We start from the raw sequence: 18890 nt of genomic DNA on the forward strand, positions 1-18890 counted from the left end.
ATTACTCCAATTAAGATTCTGTTGCGTTTTGTTCGTTAGTATCAGAATCGAGTTCTGCATCCAACATACGAAAACGGCTTAAAAATTCGGTATAGTTTCCAGCCAAAATACGACGGATATGAAATGGAGCTTTAGTAAGTACATGGCTCATATAACGGCTGGCTGCGGCTTTTTCATCACCATCATAAATATCTACATAAACCCATCCCGATGCGGGATCATTTGCAATTAACAAACGGCGTTTTGTTGTTTCATCATCAAACTCAGGTAGTTGCGTAACCTTTACTTGCACTACTTCATCTTCTGATAAAGATTGTGTTTGATTTAACACTTCTCGCATTGCTTCTGGGGATACATCAGATAAAACAATATTCTTTTCTTGTAAATTTTGTATCGGTACTTGAATTGCTGCATTATCGGGGCTATCAGCATCAGTTGCTTCCCCACTTTGATCCATATCTGCTAATCGTGATACTCCGTGGCGCTTTAAACATCTTTGCAAACCTGCTCTTGATGTTTTCGCATTAATAAATTCTTTGCTCACGGCAAGTAATTCATCTAGTGAAAGCAAAAGACGGGTTCTTAATTCAACCACAACATATTCTTGCGCTGGGCTTAAAGTTGTATTGAGTTGTTTAGGTGTATGAGACTCATCATCTACAGTGTCACGTTTACGCCACTTACGAACAGTAGATTCAGATATTTTAAGTAAACGCGCTAAAACAGCGGTGGGTAAATCAGATTCATGGATAAATGCACGCATTTCCAGCGTTGTTGTTGCATTTGCATGTTGTTTTGTCATTATAAAAAGCGTTCCATGTTATCGCTTGCTAAAGTTAATCAAAGATTACTTTGATTAATCACTTCCATTATTCGCTGATTAAAAAATTACTTTAATTTACGATATTAGATAAAACTTTATCGCGCTAATATACACAGGTTTCAAACCCAGTACAATCTCCCGATACTTTAATTTATGATGTAAAACAAATTTACTATAAATAATAGTTTTCGGTTCTAAATAAAAGCCCAACATTAGAGTCGATGCTCTACATTCTATTGTTTTAGCTTGATTTAGTAACATTTCATACAATAATCACTGAGTTATCCTTTTCTACCGTGTTAAACTTAACCTTTAGTCATCATTCTCAATCTTTAGCTTAAAACCGATACAATATAGTGATACTTTTATGAAGAATAAAAATGAAGTTACAGCCTCTAAATTAAAAATTAAAATTATTGAGAATGAAATTCACCTTTGGTCAATTGATCCGACACACATTACATCTGAGTGTTTAATTGAAAAATATAAAGATTTGCTAACTGAAGACGAGGTAATAAAACAGCAAAGATATCGTTTTGATAAAGACAAGCATAGTGCACTTATAACCCGTGCTTTTGTCAGAGACTTGCTCTCATATTATGCTGATGTAAAACCTAATGACTGGCGCTTTAGTAAAGGTGAAAAAGACAAACCAGAAATTATAGACCCCCCGCTTCCACTTAGATTTAATATTAGTCATACAGATAAGCTGATTATCTGCGCAGTAATGCTTAATGATGATATTGGATGTGACGTAGAAAATATTAATAGAAATACAGATCCCCTTCTTATCGCCGAACGTTTTTTTTCACCGAGTGAAGTTGCTGAATTATTTGCGTTATCTGAAAATAAACAGCGCAGCAGATTTTTTGATTATTGGACATTAAAAGAGTCCTATATCAAGGCATGGGGACTAGGCTTATCTATTCCATTAGCTGATTTTAGTTTTAATATTTCATCGTCACAAAACGAACAGCTTAATAATAATATAAAATTAAGTTTCGCCCAGCATAGGCAAGATGTACCACAAATATGGCGCAGTTGGTTAATTTATCCTAATGAATCACATAGAATCGCAATATCAGTACGAGCGAAAAAGAATAATCAGGATGTAGATTATCAATTAAAATTCTTTAGTAGCTTACCTTTAATCGGCTACAAAGAAATCAACATAGGAAAGGATGTATAACCAATTAAAGTATTATTGAATACTAGCTACCGACTCAATCAGATTATATTTTTGTTTTAATCGCTTAATTTCATTTTTATGTTCACTCAAAAATATATTGAATTCATTTATAGTGCTAATGTGGTTTACTGTTGATAATTTAAAAGCAACATTAATAAAAGGTAAATCTGGATCTAGTTTTACCGCGTTTTGACTACCTAGTTTTTCAAGCAACTGTTGTGCTACATTGAATTCTACATCGGCCGCATCTAGTCTCCCCTTAATTACAAGCGCTAATGCTGCTTAGGCATTTTTAACAGCCATAATTTTTAAACTGCGCTGTTTTTTAATTTTTAGCCATTCAGTTGGAGTAAAACCATGAGGCATACTTAACGATTTTACATAATAGCTGCCTTTGCCAAGATTTTCTGTTTTAACTAGCGTGCCACCTAAAGCAAACACAATGGCGTCACTGTATACTTTGTTATCTAACTTGCTATGAAACTGCTCCCAAATCGGATTATCTGAATACATAAAGTTTATTTCATTAGTTTCTAGTAACTGTTTTCTCAAACGTTTTATAGGTAAGACAACAAAAGTGAATTTATGATTATTGGTTTTTGAAAATAACTCCAGTAAGTCATAGATATAGCCTGATTGTTTTTTATTGGTAAAATCATAGTGAGGATAATAATTAATATTTTCTACACCTACTATAAACTCCTTTGAGTGAAAAGATGTAACCATCAAACTTGCATATTTTACGTTTTAAAATGATTAAGGTCAGGCAAGAAAATATGCTAAATAACAAAATATAAGAGATATAAAAAAGTGATTCAGCATTAACTCTATTATCATTACGATTGAAAAAATAAACAAAGTAAAACTGCCAATTAAATGTTTTTTATATCCCGGATATTGATGAAACTCAAAATAATCTAAACGATTTAAAAACCAGTTTCCCTTTTTTGAGCCAGTTTCATTTAAATATTCGCCTGCCTAAAACCTTGTTTCATTTTTAGCTCTATTTCATTGATAAAATGTTTAAATACATGGGTTATAACTTGGATTTTTAGATTTATCGATAGCCTCTTGGGTCAGCAGCTTATTAGCAATTATCTCTCCATGGTTACGCCAATTTTCAATAAAATTAATAGTTAATGATTCATCATATGTCATCAAATTTGATATTTTGAATTGCCTTTCACTATTTTCAGGATAAATTTCTTTAATATATTTATCCAATTTTTTGATTTCATCAACATTATTAGTTACTTTATATATTTCTTTTAATAAATTAGCGCCAACAACACTGATAAAAGTACTTGTGCTTTTATCTTTCATCACTAAAGCCATATCTAAACAAGCATTTTTCATCGTGTTTAGATTATCTTTACACGATTTATATATATCATTCAAATCTGTCACAGGTCGAGCCATTGAATAGCCTTTTGCTAATATAATTGATTGGTTATAGTCGTTAGCAAAACCATTTGCGAGTAAACTTTCACGATACAAATCTTCAAATTCAAAATTATAATTGGCATAAAAAGTAGATTTACCAGCGTTTTTTATTGCATTTATTGCTTCTTTTTCATTTCCTTGTTTAATATATTTACTGGCTATTACTTGCCACATAGCTGCATTTTCTACTAATGTAGATTTTGCCTTTATTTCTACTTCTTCACATCCTAGTAATTTAATATTAGCAGCACAAGCTTGTAATAAACTAAATAACACAAGATTATTAGACTCATTACTTTGTGAATACTCTAATAACCAATCAAAATTTATTTGAGCTTGTTTTTCACTATTCGTTTTTGAAACTTTAAAGTCTTGCATTAAATTAAAAGCTAATAAATCAAAACTACTACCTGAGTTTTTTAATTTTTTATTAATTTCTCCCATACTTTGATCTGCATATTTGGTTAAATCAACTTCTTTTGTTTTTGGGCTGCATTCAAGAATATAGTCTTGTTGTTTATCGGATAAAGTAACTTCAACACTTTCATCTTTTATATTCTGTTGGTTTGTGTCAACAGATACTGCTGTATCACTTATCACAGTTTTAGTCGGGTTTACTTGTTGAATATAAGTCTGGTTATCTTGCTTTAGTGATAACCAAAAAAACATTAACAAAAATAATAAAACCCCAAAAATGAGTAACTTTTTATGATTCAATTAAGTGCCTTATATCTAGATAATCTATTTAAAATTAAACTCTTTATTTAATATGCCATAACAAAACCCGTCAAACCATTTTTCAGATATTTTATAATGTGCTCTAAGAGTACCTTCTTTTTTCATACCCAGTTTTTCCATTAACTTCCAAGAAGCATCATTATCAACTAGGCACTGAGCTGTTAGTTTATGCACATTCATCTGTTGAAATAAGTGCGAATATAAAGCATGCACAGCTTCAAATGCATATCCACATTTTTGATACTGGTTATTTAAACGATAACCGACTTCACCAACACTGCTTGCTAAGTTTGTATATTTAAACATCAGCTCGCCAATCAGTTTCTTTTCTTTTTTAAGCTCTATTGCAAGGCCGAGCTTTTCATTTTCATTGGCATACCAAGGCTTTACTGCTTGTTCTAATCTTACTTTTGTCTGCTCATATGTCAGAGGTACTGTTATAAATTTATTTACATCAGCGCAACTCCTATGTTCAAAGCTATCAGACAAATCGCTCATTTTCATACAGCGAATGATTAATCTTGGAGTTTCTATAAGTATCATATTTAAATCCTGTTTTAATTATGAAACGACGTTTATCGTTGTATTTTTTTGTCTAGGGTTCAACTTTATATTCATCACAAACCAGCTGAATAAAAGCACAAGAGATGAGGCTAGGTATAAAAGTGACAAAGAAACATAGTTTGTGATCAAATATTTGCACATCAACATGGCTATTAATGAAAAACACAATAGCTCTACCGCACCGACTAACGCACTTGCCGTTGCCGCTGATTGTTTAAACGAAGTCACGATTAAATGGATACAACATGGATAATATGTGCCAAATGCAATCATTAATAAACTATAGCTAAATAAACTTGAAAATAGTGAAAATGGCAAAATATATAGTGTTAGCCCTGAAAGAAAAATAAGAGGCCAAAATATAAGTAACAGCGCTTTGAATGAAAGTTTCTTTTGTAATACTTTTGCCAATACAGTACCCAATACTAAGCCTAATGTTGGGATCATCATAGCTGTACCATATTGAGCAGCTGATAAATTAAATTTTTCCTGTAACTCAAATGGATAATAGATTTGAGACGTTAAATACAAAAATGTTGGTATCCATTTAAATGCGGCAATAGACAAAAACTTTGATTGAATTAGTAAATGCTTATACTGATGAAACATATTTATAAAATTCAACTTTTGAGAAGCTGTTTCCGCGCAATTGTTAGATAAAAAGAAAAAGCCAATAAACCAAATAGATAAAAAATATACAGTAACGACTATAAAAAGGATTTGCCAATTAAACTGTGTCGCAATGACACCGCCTAACCAAGGTGCCATTACAGCAACTAAGCTCGCAGCAATTGATAGAGTTGCAGTTGCGCTTTTTAATGTTTTTCCTTCAAGATTGACTGCTAATAATGTTCTGCTGATCAATAAAGGTGCTGCAGCTCCTAGACCTTGGAATATTCTTCCTAATGAAAACAACGTTTCATTATGCGCAAAACCCGCAATCAAAGTGCCTAAAATAAACAATAATTGGCAGAATAAAAAAACAGTTCTGTTTCCTAAATGATCACATAAAGGACCCACAACTAATTGAGATAATCCTAAACAGATAAAATAATACATCATAATTTGTTGTAATTGCCCTTTAGTGATATCAAGTGACAAAGCGATATCCGGCATAGCTGGTAAAAATATTTGGCTCGCTAATTGTGAACAAGATAAAAATAAAATAGCTAAAACTAGCGGCACATGTTTTCTCCTAAAAAGTAAAACACTACTATATTATTTAACTACAGGAATAAAAATGATGTAATAGGCAAAACATTATTTCCTAACTGGAATGAATTTATGGATTGGTTAACCGCTACAAACAGTTTTTGCGCTTTAGTAGAACACAAGAGTTTTACAAAAGCGGCCCAAGCAACAGATGTAACCCCCTCAGCTATCAGCAAAAGAATCGACTGGTTAGAAAAAGAGCTTGGTTTAAGCTTGTTTATAAGGACCACACGCCAAGTGAATTTAACTGAAGCCGGTATTAGCTTTATTCCACGTGCCAAAAGCTTTTTAAATCAATTTAATATTATGATCACAGATACCCAGCAAGAAGCATCTCACCCTAGTGGCATATTAAAAATAGCAGCGACATTGGCTGTAGGCAGCACTGTTTTAATGCCACATATAGAGACATTTTTAGCGATTCATCCTCATGTAAAAATTCAGCTTAATGTTTTAACGCCAGGCGAATTACCAGACTTAGAACATGATCTCGTTTTAACACGTAAGCATGAAGAGTTTGACTCTACGGCCCATAAAGGTACTAAATTAATTGATTATCAAATGAGCTTATTTGGTTCTCCAGAATATATATCAACCCACAGTGAAATTCATTCTTTAGCAGATTTAAATAACCATAAAATGATCTTAAGTAATTTTTATAAAAAGCAAGGCAGCTTAGAGTTAGATAATGGAGAGTTTTTTGAGTTCACAAACTTCAATTTTGTAACTGATCATCTAGAAGCGATTTTAATTGCAGCAAAGCAAGGCATGGGGCTAATTTTTATTTCACCGACTTATATAAAACGCGAGTTAACAAAAAAGCAATTAGTGCCAATATTACCTAATATAAAATCGGCAAGTAAGCAGTTATGGATATTCTATCCAAATACGGAATTTACGCCTTTAAAAACTCGGCTGTTTATTGACCATTTAAAGTCTCAAATGATCTAGCCATAAATACATGCTAAATATAAATAATACTAAACATAAACTGTTTGTATTATAAATCTGGTGAATTTTTAGCTTTAAATACAACTGTAAAGGTAGAGCCTATATTTATTTTACTATTAACATGAACAGTCGCATGCATTCTATCAGCCAGGCTTTTGACCAAAGATAAACCGATACCTATACCATCTATACAGTTATCTTTGGCATAGTCTAATCTTAAAAATGGTTCAAATATTAATGCTTGGTCTGCGCTATCAATACCGATTCCAGAATCTTTAATGTGTATTTCAACCTCCCCCTCAATACTAACTGAGGTGTAGACCTCTATAAAGCCATTCTTTTTATTATATTTAATCGCATTGTTGAGCAAGTTCACTAAAATCTGACGGATCCTACCAGGATCAGCATACACAAAATGTTCTTTTTGCTCATAATCTATAGTTATATTGTGAGCTTGAGTAAAAGGTTGCACCATAACAATACTTGATATAATGATCTCATTTAAATTGCACTGCTGCCAATTAACTTCAAAATCATCTTTATTAGAATACACAAAATCCATGATATCTTTTACCAACATAGATAAATGCAGCCCTGCCGTATTGATATGTTTTAACAAAATAGAATTTTCGCTACCATCTTTTGTCATGTTATATTGCAGTAGTTGCGCTCCACCAACAATGGCATTTAAGGGGGTATTGAGTTCATGGCTAATACGGGATAAAAAATCAGATTTCGCTTTATTAGCATGCTCAGCTTCAACTTTAGCTTCAAACAGATCTTTTGTTCGCGCCTTTACTTTATCTTCAAGCAAAAGATGGGATTTAATGATTTCAATTCTGGCATCAGCCAAATTTTTAACCATATCAGAAAATGCACTCTCTATGATTGTTAATTCATTTTTTCTTTTATTATCTAGGCTAATTTCAAATTCATCTAATTCGTTAAAATCTACAGTTTCAATTGCATGAACTAATTTTAATAGTGGTTTAATGAGAAACTTATTACCAACCCACACAAACAAATACCATAATGCAGCCGTTTTTATAATGGCATTAATTATGATTAAAATCACACCAAACTGTACCCTTTGAATAATAGCTGAAGAATTAGAATACAAAGTAGCAGTACCCACTTTTCTTGATTTATCTCTAAATATGTAATTGATTGGAAACTCGTAAGAGAATACATTGTTGAAATCTCCCCTCTTTAAAGGGATCGCTTGTCCTTGATCGTTAAACTTTAACAACTCGCCTTTATTCGACTTGATAGTACCGATACCTGTAAAGATCTTTCCTTTTTGCTCTATTTTTACGCCCATTACAATCGGGATTGCTAACATGCCATTCAGTGTGTTTTTTACTTGCTCTTTATCTAAATTCCACACACCTGCACTTAAAACAGGCTCAAAAATTTGTTGGTTTATTTTGAGTTCACTCTCAACTGTTTGTTGTGTATGATTATATTCAATAGCTATTTGGACAATAGTGATAACAACAGCAATGACACAATAGATCGAAAAAACAAAATTAATTAGTTTTTTTGCAATAGAGTTCTGTTTTGAAAAGAAGTTATCACCCATGAAGCTTGTTCCCTACTTTACACCTGGCAGGGATCCATTGGTGCCAAGTACTTCTATTTTCGTTCAACCATTGTTTAGCAGCTTCATCATAGCCCAGCTTTTTATAATCAACTTTTGAGATATTTTGATTATCAAAATTAATATTTTTAATAATTTCAAATGCACATAGCCATTTATCCTCTAAACCACTCCACACTGCTTTTTTTAAATAGCAATTTTTAGGATTACCACAATCATAATGAAATTCGGGGTTAATTCCCCATTTAGGATCTATTTCACAATCAATATGATATTCAGGGAATTCTACGAACTTACCTTCATATACTGCTTCCACCCAATTTGGGCTCCTATTAAACAATACAATTGCACTATTTTGCTTAATCGCACTTTTAAGCTCTAACCATAAATCATCTGCTTGTTTAACTGTATCTATCTCAAAATTAAGACCTAATGTACGAATACGAGCAGCTTCAGATTTTTCCCAAGGTCCTGCAACATAGCGTCCAGTATTAGAACCATCAATTGAAAACAAAGCGGAACATTTTTTTAATGCACGCCAATCCGGTAGTCCAGGGCATAGTTGCTCTACATAAGTTGGATACCTCCACTCCTCCCTTGTTGTTGCTTGGTGACTCCCAGCATCGATTACATACCCTGATTTAATAACACGTTCAAACATTGTCGCCATAGTACCTTCCCAAACTTCAATTTGGACATGATCTATACCTTGAGAAAGTGATCCCCATTGTTCATTGATAGTAGAAAATGAATATTTTGTTTTATAGCCAACTGAATTTAATATATTACCTGTGATATGTGCCAAAACAATTTGACTGCTCCAATCATTAATAATACTGATTGGTTCTTGATTTTTGCTAGATTGTGCAAAACAAAAACGACAACAAAATAAAAAAATAAAAAAAGTGATAGCCAGCTTATTTATCATATTTAATGTCATAAAATGAGTAAATTCTATTTAAGTAAAGCACTTATTCAATACATATCAAATAAGCACTGAACCTTCATTTAAAGGAAATTAAAATATATCAACTAAAGAAAGGTTAAAGATGATTTTTAATTTTGTCAGCAGATAAAACGCCTTCGTTCACAAATACAACTTTTGAAGATTTATTTAAAATAATGATAATTGAGCTTTGTGGTTCTAATTGCCAAGCTTTTGAGGCTACGCCATTTTTATCTAACACTAAAGATGACCAACTAAATTCTTTTTTACTATCTTCAGCGGATGACTTTACAAAACTACCCGTACCCCACATCCCATCATCTTGATTAATAATCGTAGTAGTTTGATATTATGAGAAAAACATAAACTTGGTGCAAAACATAAAGCTAAAAAGCGTTTTTTCATTATTTATACTCCAAAATTTTAATTAACTTAACGTAATGCTTTTATTAAATATTGAGTGTAATTAAATATGCCTATTTTTGATTAATTGTTATCTAACTTACAGAGTCTCAAAATTAATAAAGATTTCAGGATAAACCCACTGCCATTGTAAATCTTTAACTACAGCCAATTTAGGGCCAGATGACAAGTATGTGATCAATATTTCGATTTTATCTTGCTCTCCTGTAGCCATTATTTCTACGTTACCGTTAGTTAAGTTTTTTGCATAACCGGTAAGCTTTAATTTATCAGCAGTTTCTTTAGTTGAGGCTCTAAACCAAACACCTTGAACCTTACCTGATACTTCAGCTTTAATTGTTTTCTTCATGATTTCTCTTTTTATATTTAACGTATAAAGGTTTTTTACTTTATTAATTATTGATTGCACACTAAAATTAGCGCCTTAATTTATAGCAGATAAAACACTGAATTTTAGTCTCAGTATTTGGAAACCATATGTCGTCAATCCTATTTTTACAAGCTGGCCGTGAAAAGTCTTTAAAACGCAAACACCCTTGGATTTTTTCAAAAGGTATTAAAAAGATAAAAGGTAAGCCAGGCTTAGGTGATTGTGTTGAAGTTCATGACTCAAATGGTAACTACTTAGCAACAGCAGCTTATAGCCCACACTCTCAAATTCGTGCACGTATTTGGACTTTTGACCAAAATGAAACGATAGATACTGCCTTTTTTGAAAAACGTATTCGCCGCGCACTTTTTGCCAGAGAAGATACTATTGCTCAAGGTGGTTTAACAGGTTTTCGTTTAATTGCTGCTGAATCAGATTCGATTCCTGGTGTTACCATAGATAAATTTGGTAATTACCTGGTAGGCCAATTTTTAAGTGCCGGTGCAGAACGTCATAAAGGTGAAATAGTACAAGCGCTTCGTAACGTTTTCCCTGACTGTAATATTTATGAACGCTCAGACGTTGAAGTACGAAAAAAAGAAGGTTTAGAGCCTATCACAGGTGTGCTTTGGGGTGTAGAGCCGCCAGAAGTAGTCATTATTGAAGAAAATGGTTTAAAACTGGAAGTTAATATTAAATCAGGTCATAAAACTGGTTTCTATTTAGATCAAAGAGATAGCCGTGCAGCATTAGAGCGCTTTGTTAAAGATAAAGAAGTTTTAAACTGTTTCTCTTACACTGGTACATTTAGCTTGTATGCACTACGCGGCGGCTGTAAAAAAGTCACCAATGTTGATGTTTCTCAACCTGCATTAGATACCGCTAAACGTAATGTTGAATTAAACGAACTTGATTTAAATAAAGCAAACTTTGAAAAACAAGATGTATTTAAGCTGTTGCGTCAATACCGTGAAGAAGGTAAAAAGTTCGATACTATCGTGATGGATCCACCTAAATTTGCTGATAATAAAGCACAATTAACAGGTGCATGTCGTGGTTATAAAGATATTAATATGATTGCTATGCAAATATTAAAACCAGGTGGAACATTATTGACTTTCTCTTGCTCAGGTTTGATGGAACAGAACTTATTCCAAAAAGTGGTGGCTGACGCAGCATTAGATGCAGGTAAAGATATACTGTTTATGGAAAGATTAAATCAAGCTTCGGATCATCCTATAGCAGGATTTTATCCAGAAGGTTTTTACTTAAAAGGCTTGATCTGTAAAGTCTTCTAAAAATAAATCAGCTGCGCAGTTTTATTAAAAGCCGCTGCGCCGCAGAACATAAATACTTAAAGGTATATACAATAAATCCCTCTAAGTATTTTTTTAGTTTTGTATTCTTATCTTTTCGCCACGTAGTGGGCATCAATAAAATTTGCGTAGCAAGTTTTATTAGTTTACTTCAATAAACTCCAGCCCAACAAGATACTCTTGTGTCTCAAGGCTTGAACAACGTATTATCTTTGCGATAGCATCCAGAGAGGGTACGCCGTTGTTTGTTGAGCCAACTTTCACCTTAAGCTCAGTATTCACTTCTAATGGTTCATCTAATTCAACTGACATACCTGTGGCACTTAAATCACGACACACGCCATCTATCTCACGCCCAGACTCTGAATCAAGCAAAACTAATACTGCTTGTGCATTTACCATCATTCTAAAAAAATTACGCTTATCTTCGTGTAACATACTGCTCCATGCTCCTGTTATCTTGAAATTTACTTACTGCGATACCTATAAAGTAATGAGATGTAAAAAAAATGCAAGCTAATATATTAAAATAATGCCTGCATTTTATTTAATCAAAGGTTACTGAAACGCTAAATACAAGATTTTACATAGTAATTCTAAAGGTTTACCTCATATTAAAAAAATCAAAGGTAACTATAGTGGCGCTTGTTATTTCAATAAAATTAACTTATAACTCCTTTATCGCATTGATCACACGTTTAGCAGAAACCGGATATGGTGTTCCTAAAGTTTGCGCAAAGAATGATACTCTCAACTCTTGTTGCATCCAAAAAATATCTTCTAAAGCTTGCGGCATTTTTACGCCTTTAGGCACCTTTTTAACTTCAGCTTTATATAGCTGCTCAACTTTATCTAGCTCTAAAATACATAATCTATCTCGATTAGGATCAATACGTAGTTTTTCTAGCCTGTGGTCTACGGCATTAAAGTAACGGATTAAATCTTTAATTTTTTGAGCACCAAAACTGCTAATAAAGCCTTTAAAAATCAGGCTTTCTAATTGAGATTTAATATCACCATGGGCATTGATCATAGATAAATCAACGCGCCCTTTTAGACGTTTATTGACACCATGTGCTAGCCTTAAAACTTGCTCAACATCTATGGCAATTTTAACCACAGCATCATCTAAGTTAGCGCGTACATGCTCTTTAATTTTTTCAAAGTCATCAGCGTTTCGTATATCAACTTCACTGCTCATATCCTGACATAATTTATCTACGCCAGCTGCAATGCAATCATCAATTAATTCATTCACTTTACCAAATGGATTAAAGTACAAACCTAGTTTTGCTTTATTCGGTAATTTCTGTTGTAAATATTTGATTGGCGAAGGCACATTTAGTAAAACTAAACGGCGCAAGCCCTCATTATGCGCTGTAATTGCTTTTTCTTCTGAATCAAATAACTCAATCGCAGCGCTATTTTTTTTATCTACTAAGGCAGGGAAAGCTTTGATTTCATAATTACCTTGCTTTTTAACATAAGCTTTAGGTAATTCACCAAAATCCCAAGTAGTAATATCAGTTTGCTCTATGCCTTTATCAGCCACTTTAGATAAGGTATCTGTTACTTTACCTTGTAAATCTCGTTTAAGTTTTTCTAAATCAGTACCTCGACCTAAAAGCTTATCTTTATCGCCGCGTACTTCAAATTGCATTCTAAGGTGCGTAGCTAAAGCTGAATAATCCCATGCTTGAGGGTCTATTCGCGTTCCACTCATTCGTAATAAGTGTTTAGAAATGGCTTCAATAAAACTGCCTTGCATCGGCTCTATGGCACTCATTACCGCATCTGCATAGTTAGGTACTGGCACAAAGTTACGTCTTATTGTTTTTGGTAATGACTTAAGCAAAGCACACACTAACTCATGGCGAAACGCAGGTATATGCCAATCAAAACCAGTTTCTTCTACTTGGTTCAATAAAGCCAATGGAATTTGCACAGCAACACCATCAATATCTTTTCCCGGATCAAAATGATAGCTAAGTGGTAAAATAATATTATTTTGCTGCCAAGTATCTGGATGTTCAGCATCTGTTATATGCTCTGCCTGATGCTGCATCAAGTATTCGCGTGTCATATGTAAAAAGCGTTTATCAGCTTGCTTTTGTTTTTTCCACCACGTATTAAAATCAGTTCGGTTATTAATATGCTCAGGAAGTCGTTCTACATAAAATTCATAAAGCGTTTGTTCATCAACTAAGATATCACGGCGACGCGCTTTATTTTCAAGACTTTGAATATCTTCAATTAAGTTTTGATTATACTGTAAAAAGCCTTCATTTTGACCTAATTCTTGCTCTACTAAAGCAGTGCGAATAAATAAATCACGGCTCACTTTAGGATCAATTTTACTATAAACACAACGGCGCTTATTAACTATTACTAAGCCATATAAAGTCTGTTGTTCAAAAGCCATAACACAGCCTGGCTTTTTCTCATAATGCGGTTCGCTATAGCTGTGTTTTACTAAATGGGATGCTAATGACTCTAACCATTTCACATCAATTTTGGCATTTATACGTGCATATAATTTTGAAGTTTCAACAAGCTCGGCTGACATTAACCATTTCGGGCTCTTTTTAAATAGACTTGAGCCAGGGAATACATAAAACTTAGAGTTTCTCGCACCTAAAAATTGTCTGTCTTCATCTTTAAAACCAATATGACTCAACATACCTGATAACAAAGCTTTGTGTATCACTTCACCATCGGCATTTGTTTGATTGACTTTAAAACCCATTTCCTGACAGATAGTCACTAATTGATAAACAATATCCTGCCATTCACGCACACGCATATAGGCTAAAAACTCTTTTTGACATAAACGTCTAAATTGATTGCGGTTTAAATCTTGTTGTTGTTCATCTAAATAACGCCACAAGTTTAAAAATGCCACAAAATCTGAATCAGGATCACTAAATCTATTGTGTTTTTCATCACTGGCTTGTTTTTTATCTGAAGGACGCTCTCTTGGATCTTGAATAGACATAGCAGCAACTATGACAATCACTTCAAACAAACCGCCTTCATGTGCCGCTGTTAACACCATTTTAGCTAAACGCGGATCAACAGGTAAACGACTTAAATCACGACCACTCTTAGTTAGCTTTGTTACATTGCCATGTTTAGCATGACGCTGTTTTTTATTTGAAATGGCTTTTAATTCTTGTAAAAGCGTTAAACCATCATTGATATTTCGGCTATCTGGCGCTTGAACAAATGGAAATTTTTCCATGTCGCCTAAGCCAAGAGAAATCATTTTTAAAATTACTGAAGCTAAATTTGTACGTAATATTTCAGGGTCGGTGAATTCAGGACGACCATTAAAATCTTCTTCTGAATATAATCGAATACAGACACCCGCTTCAACACGTCCACAACGACCTTTACGTTGATTAGCACTTGCTTGAGAAATCGCTTCGATTGGTAATCTTTGCACTTTTGTACGTGCACTATATCTACTTATGCGTGCCGTGCCCGGATCGATTACATAGCGAATGCCCGGTACAGTTAAAGATGTTTCTGCTACATTGGTACTTAGTACAATACGCCTTCCACTATGACTGGCAAAAATTCGATTTTGCTCAGCATTAGATAGACGCGCATATAGAGGCAAGACTTCAGTATGGCGTAAATTACGTTTAGTTAATGCATCTGCAGTATCTCGAATTTCTCGTTCACCATTCATAAAAATAAGAATGTCACCCGGTCCTTCGTTCATTAACTCGTCTACTGCATCAAAAATACCTTGAAGTTGATCGCCCTCACCTTCAGATTTTTTATCATTATCTTTTATGCTGTAATCAGATATTGGGTTATATCTTACTTCTACTGGATATGTGCGACCCGATACTTGGATAATAGGTGCATCATCAAAATGCTTAGAGAATTTTTCGGGATCAATTGTTGCTGACGTTATGATCACTTTTAAATCAGGACGCCTTGGTAACAATTCTTTTAAATAACCTAATATAAAATCTATATTTAAACTGCGCTCATGAGCTTCATCAATAATGATGGTATCGTATTGATTTAAGAATTTATCTTGCTGTATTTCAGCAAGTAAAATACCATCAGTCATCAATTTTATATAAGTTTGTTCTGTGACTTGATCACTGAAACGGATTTTATAACCTACTTGTTTGCCAAACTCAGTATTAAGCTCTTGCGCAATACGTGTACCCACACTTCTTGCCGCTAATCGCCTTGGCTGTGTATGACCGATATAACCAGCAATACCCCGACCTAACTCTAAACATATTTTAGGTAACTGAGTGGTTTTACCTGAACCTGTTTCACCGGCTAAAATAACAACCTGATTATTTGCAATGGCTTCTTTAATTTCATCTTTCTTTTGACTAACAGGTAAATTTTCTGGATATGTAATTTTAGGAATATTTTGTGCGCGAATTTCGCGGCTTAAAATACTTTCTTCAATAGATTGGTGTATTTTATTTAGTGCATCTTGCTGTTTAGTTTCGTCATTTATTTTTTTAACACCATCAATACGGCGCCTAAAAAAGAATTGATCTTTCTTGAGACATTCATTTAATTTTTTGTATAAATCTTTATTATTTATTTTTTGTTGCTCAGACGACATACAAACTTCAGCTTTCAATCTAAAAAAGGATGCTGATTTTACCAAAAAATACTTTTATCGAATAGCGTATTTTCAACTCCGTCATAATTTTCAGCTAAATATTTTAATTGGTTCTTAATATATTGATAAATATAACGACTTTAGGACAGACCTTAAAATAAAGTGCTAATTGAAGATAGCATCGATTTTATTATTGATAAGTTTTATGAAAAACAAACCGAAAATGATCAAGTATTAGACGAAATTCGCAATAAAGCTAAAAGTGAACTGCAACTCGTTAATGAAGCTATTCGTAAATTAGCAAATGATCAGTACGGGGATGTAGCGATTGTTCTAATGGAATTCACCATGAATTTCAAGAGTTTAAAGTAGAGATCAGAGATTTAAAAATGGATAATGCGCATTTTTATAGGTTATTTAAAGATTATCATGAGCTAGATCATGAAGTGATAAGAATAGAAGAAGGTGTTGAAAATACCTCTGATCAATATTTAGATAACTTAAAGTTGAAAAGATTAGCTTTAAAACATGAGCTATATACAATGTTAAAGCAACATGCATCGTAACCTTTAAAGTACGCTAAGTTGCGCTTTTATTTTGTCTAAACGAATAATACCGGAGAATATTCTCCGGTATTATAATAATTAGTTTTTAACTTTATCCGTTGATTCTCTAATGATTAATTGCGCTTCAAGCGTTTCCTGATGAAGAGGTAGCTCATCATCTTGCCCTGTAAACTGCTCAATTAATTTACTTAAGGCTGTATATGTCATTTGTTCTACGGGTTGCGCTATTGTGGTCAACCCAGGCCAAATATGACGTGCGATTGGTGCATTATCAAAGCCCGCTATCGACATTTCCTCAGGCACCTTTAAAGAAAGCTGTGAAGCCACTTTTAAAACTGCCGCAGCCATATAGTCATTTGATGCAAATACGGCTGAAGGTCTAGGTGATAAGCTTAATATTTTTCGCGCACTGTCTTCACCTGAGTGATAACTAAAGTTACCTTCATCTACAAGTTCAGGTTTAAACTCAATACTATTCTTTTTCAATGCATTTAAATAACCACTAAAGCGCAATGTAGTTGAGCTATGATCTGGGTGTCCTTTGATAAAAGCAATATCTTTATGGCCTAATGAAATCAACAGCTCTGTAATTTCAAATGCAGCTTGTTCATCATTACTTCGTACAGAAATTGAATTATCATCTAATGTACCTGGCGCAACCCTAGCGTAGGGAATATTTTTACTTTTTAAATACTCAAGTACTTCCGTTTTGTCACAAAACGGAGGCGTAAGTACTATGCCGTCTAGTCTAGTACGGCGGATCAAAGCATCAATATTATCTAATAATGCTTGGCCTCTTAATTCGCATGGATGTATTAATAGGTTGTAATTTTTCTCGTGACAGGCAGATAATGCACCCGTTTGAACACGTGTAATATAGCTTTTACTTGGATTATCGTAGATACAGCCAATGATAAAACTTCTATTATGGGCAAGGCCACGTGCGATTGGATTTGGTCTATAATCCAAATCTTTAAATGCCTGTTGCACTTTTTCTCGAGTCGCACTACTCACGTTCGGCTCTTCATTTAATACGCGAGATACCGTTTTTTTAGATACACCTGCATATTTTGCAACACTGTTTATCGTTGCTTTACTCATTTAATTCTCTTTTTAAATTTTTAATCATAATTATTGATTTACGATACAGGCCGCTGCACCAATTAAAGGGATATTATCTTGTACAACTAATGTCACCGGAATATCTTGTACAAAATTAGTCATAATGCCTTTTTTATTGAAGTTATCTGCAAAGTGACTCTCTAATAATACCTGTTGCATTCTAGGTAAAATGCCACCACCTATAAATACTCCGCCTCTGGCACCAAATGTAAGGGCTAAGTCGCCCGCAACACAGCCAAGCCAAGAACAAAACTCTGCTAATGTTTTCATACAAATATCACAACTGCCATCCAATGCTTTTTGTGTGATTTGTGCAGGGTCTAAATTTTCAGCATCAACTTTATTAACTAATGCCATCGCTTTATATAAACGGGTTAAACCTATGCCAGAAAATACAGTTTCAACTGAAACATGGTCAAATTCAGCTTTTAATTCTGCCAATAAAGATATTTGCAGTGGTGTAACTGCAGCCAAACTAATATGACCAGCTTCACAACTTAATACAGCTTGTTGGCAGTTATTTATAACTAAAGCTGCAGCACCAAAACCAGTACCCGGTCCAATCACAGCGATATTATTTTTCTCTGCGCTAACCCCATTTTTAATTTTCACATTATCATTTTTATCTAAATAAGGTGAAGCATAAGCAAAAGCGGCAAAATCATTGATAACACTTAGTTTTTCAAAACCAAATTCGCGTTTAATATCGCTAACAACAAAATTCCAGCCTAAGTTTGTCAATCTTACTGACTCACCTTTAATTGGACCTGCCACTGCTAAGCAGGCATATTTTGGTGCAAAAGATGATACAAATTCCAAGTACTGGGTCAAAACACTTTCTAAAGAGGAATAATTAGCACTTGGATATGTTTGTGATTGCTCAATTTTAAATTTCATTGTGCTTTCATCAAAGTCAGTTACTAATGCAAATCGTGCGTTAGTACCACCAATATCAGCAACTACAATAGGTTCAAATGCATTGTTGTGATGCATATCATTCTCTCTTTTATATATTTTCTGA

The 18890-nt window shown here is 33.7% G+C and carries 17 protein-coding genes and 1 pseudogene; 4 read left to right on the plus strand and 14 right to left on the minus strand.

The features are described from left to right. Window positions 1-10 precede the first annotated feature (10 nt). A complete protein-coding gene (locus PSA_RS13195; protein WP_042150797.1) occupies window positions 11-802 on the minus strand; it encodes a transcriptional regulator in 792 nt (263 codons plus the stop codon). Between the two features lie 388 nt (window positions 803-1190). Between PSA_RS13195 and PSA_RS13200 the strand changes: the two genes are divergently transcribed. Beyond that, on the plus strand, window positions 1191-2012 hold the full coding sequence (locus tag PSA_RS13200; protein WP_042150799.1) for a 4'-phosphopantetheinyl transferase superfamily protein: 822 nt from the start codon (window positions 1191-1193) through the stop codon (window positions 2010-2012). 12 nt (window positions 2013-2024) lie between these two features. Here PSA_RS13200 and PSA_RS26360 read toward each other — a convergent pair whose 3' ends face one another. The 5 genes from PSA_RS26360 to PSA_RS13225 all read right to left on the minus strand — a co-directional run bounded on the left by PSA_RS26360 (window position 2025) and on the right by PSA_RS13225 (window position 5942). Continuing rightward, window positions 2025-2225, minus strand: coding sequence for a hypothetical protein (locus PSA_RS26360; RefSeq protein ID WP_042150801.1), 201 nt, complete (start codon window positions 2223-2225; stop codon window positions 2025-2027). Window positions 2226-2294: 69 nt separating this feature from the next. Then, window positions 2295-2738 carry a hypothetical protein gene (locus PSA_RS13210; RefSeq protein WP_042150804.1) on the minus strand — a complete coding sequence of 148 codons (444 nt, stop codon included), beginning with the start codon at window positions 2736-2738 and terminating at the stop codon, window positions 2295-2297. 297 nt (window positions 2739-3035) lie between these two features. After that, the gene (locus tag PSA_RS13215; RefSeq protein ID WP_042150805.1) at window positions 3036-4172 is read right to left on the minus strand and encodes a hypothetical protein; all 1137 of its coding nucleotides are present in this window, start codon (window positions 4170-4172) and stop codon (window positions 3036-3038) included. Between the two features lie 24 nt (window positions 4173-4196). Further along, window positions 4197-4736, minus strand: coding sequence for a GNAT family N-acetyltransferase (locus PSA_RS13220; RefSeq protein WP_052380200.1), 540 nt, complete (start codon window positions 4734-4736; stop codon window positions 4197-4199). An 18-nt stretch (window positions 4737-4754) separates the two neighbouring features. Further along, on the minus strand, window positions 4755-5942 hold the full coding sequence (locus tag PSA_RS13225; protein WP_042150807.1) for an MFS transporter: 1188 nt from the start codon (window positions 5940-5942) through the stop codon (window positions 4755-4757). Between the two features lie 99 nt (window positions 5943-6041). Between PSA_RS13225 and PSA_RS13230 the strand changes: the two genes are divergently transcribed. Then, complete coding sequence (locus tag PSA_RS13230; protein ID WP_042150808.1) at window positions 6042-6920, plus strand: LysR family transcriptional regulator; 879 nt, start codon at window positions 6042-6044, stop codon at window positions 6918-6920. A 49-nt stretch (window positions 6921-6969) separates the two neighbouring features. On the opposite strand, the gene PSA_RS13235 is transcribed toward PSA_RS13230, so the two are convergent. From PSA_RS13235 to PSA_RS13250, 4 genes and pseudogenes are all read right to left on the minus strand, one after another. Then, the gene (locus tag PSA_RS13235) at window positions 6970-8502 is read right to left on the minus strand and encodes an ATP-binding protein (protein WP_042150810.1); all 1533 of its coding nucleotides are present in this window, start codon (window positions 8500-8502) and stop codon (window positions 6970-6972) included. Next, window positions 8495-9448: an ABC transporter substrate-binding protein gene (locus PSA_RS13240; RefSeq protein WP_042150842.1), complete on the minus strand. Its 954-nt coding sequence runs from the start codon at window positions 9446-9448 to the stop codon at window positions 8495-8497. The genes PSA_RS13235 and PSA_RS13240 overlap by 8 nt, the downstream gene beginning before the upstream one ends. Before the next feature lie 115 nt (window positions 9449-9563). Then, a pseudogene (locus PSA_RS13245) lies at window positions 9564-9803 on the minus strand (YtfJ family protein); the annotation flags it as partial. A 165-nt stretch (window positions 9804-9968) separates the two neighbouring features. After that, window positions 9969-10238 carry an acylphosphatase gene (locus tag PSA_RS13250; RefSeq protein WP_042150813.1) on the minus strand — a complete coding sequence of 90 codons (270 nt, stop codon included), beginning with the start codon at window positions 10236-10238 and terminating at the stop codon, window positions 9969-9971. 128 nt (window positions 10239-10366) lie between these two features. On the opposite strand from PSA_RS13250, the gene PSA_RS13255 reads away from it, so the two are divergent. Beyond that, window positions 10367-11557, plus strand: coding sequence for a class I SAM-dependent methyltransferase (locus PSA_RS13255; RefSeq protein ID WP_042150815.1), 1191 nt, complete (start codon window positions 10367-10369; stop codon window positions 11555-11557). A gap of 159 nt (window positions 11558-11716) precedes the next feature. Here PSA_RS13255 and PSA_RS13260 read toward each other — a convergent pair whose 3' ends face one another. Beyond that, window positions 11717-12013 (minus strand): PilZ domain-containing protein, encoded by a 297-nt coding sequence (locus PSA_RS13260; RefSeq protein WP_042150817.1) that lies wholly within the window; start codon window positions 12011-12013, stop codon window positions 11717-11719. A 229-nt stretch (window positions 12014-12242) separates the two neighbouring features. Then, a complete protein-coding gene (hrpA, locus tag PSA_RS13265; RefSeq protein WP_042150818.1) occupies window positions 12243-16181 on the minus strand; it encodes an ATP-dependent RNA helicase HrpA in 3939 nt (1312 codons plus the stop codon). 389 nt (window positions 16182-16570) lie between these two features. Here hrpA and PSA_RS13275 point away from each other — a divergent pair, with 389 nt between their 5' ends. Continuing rightward, the gene (locus PSA_RS13275) at window positions 16571-16747 is read left to right on the plus strand and encodes a DUF465 domain-containing protein (RefSeq protein WP_082305727.1); all 177 of its coding nucleotides are present in this window, start codon (window positions 16571-16573) and stop codon (window positions 16745-16747) included. 78 nt (window positions 16748-16825) lie between these two features. Here the strand turns inward: PSA_RS13275 and PSA_RS13280 are convergent, their stop codons facing one another. After that, window positions 16826-17848, minus strand: coding sequence for a LacI family DNA-binding transcriptional regulator (locus tag PSA_RS13280; RefSeq protein WP_042150825.1), 1023 nt, complete (start codon window positions 17846-17848; stop codon window positions 16826-16828). A 30-nt stretch (window positions 17849-17878) separates the two neighbouring features. Next, window positions 17879-18862 (minus strand): glucokinase, encoded by a 984-nt coding sequence (gene glk, locus PSA_RS13285; protein WP_042150827.1) that lies wholly within the window; start codon window positions 18860-18862, stop codon window positions 17879-17881. Window positions 18863-18890: the final 28 nt, after the last annotated feature.

This window comes from Pseudoalteromonas sp. '520P1 No. 423', assembly GCF_001269985.1.
In the GTDB taxonomy this organism is placed as follows: Bacteria; Pseudomonadota; Gammaproteobacteria; order Enterobacterales; family Alteromonadaceae; genus Pseudoalteromonas.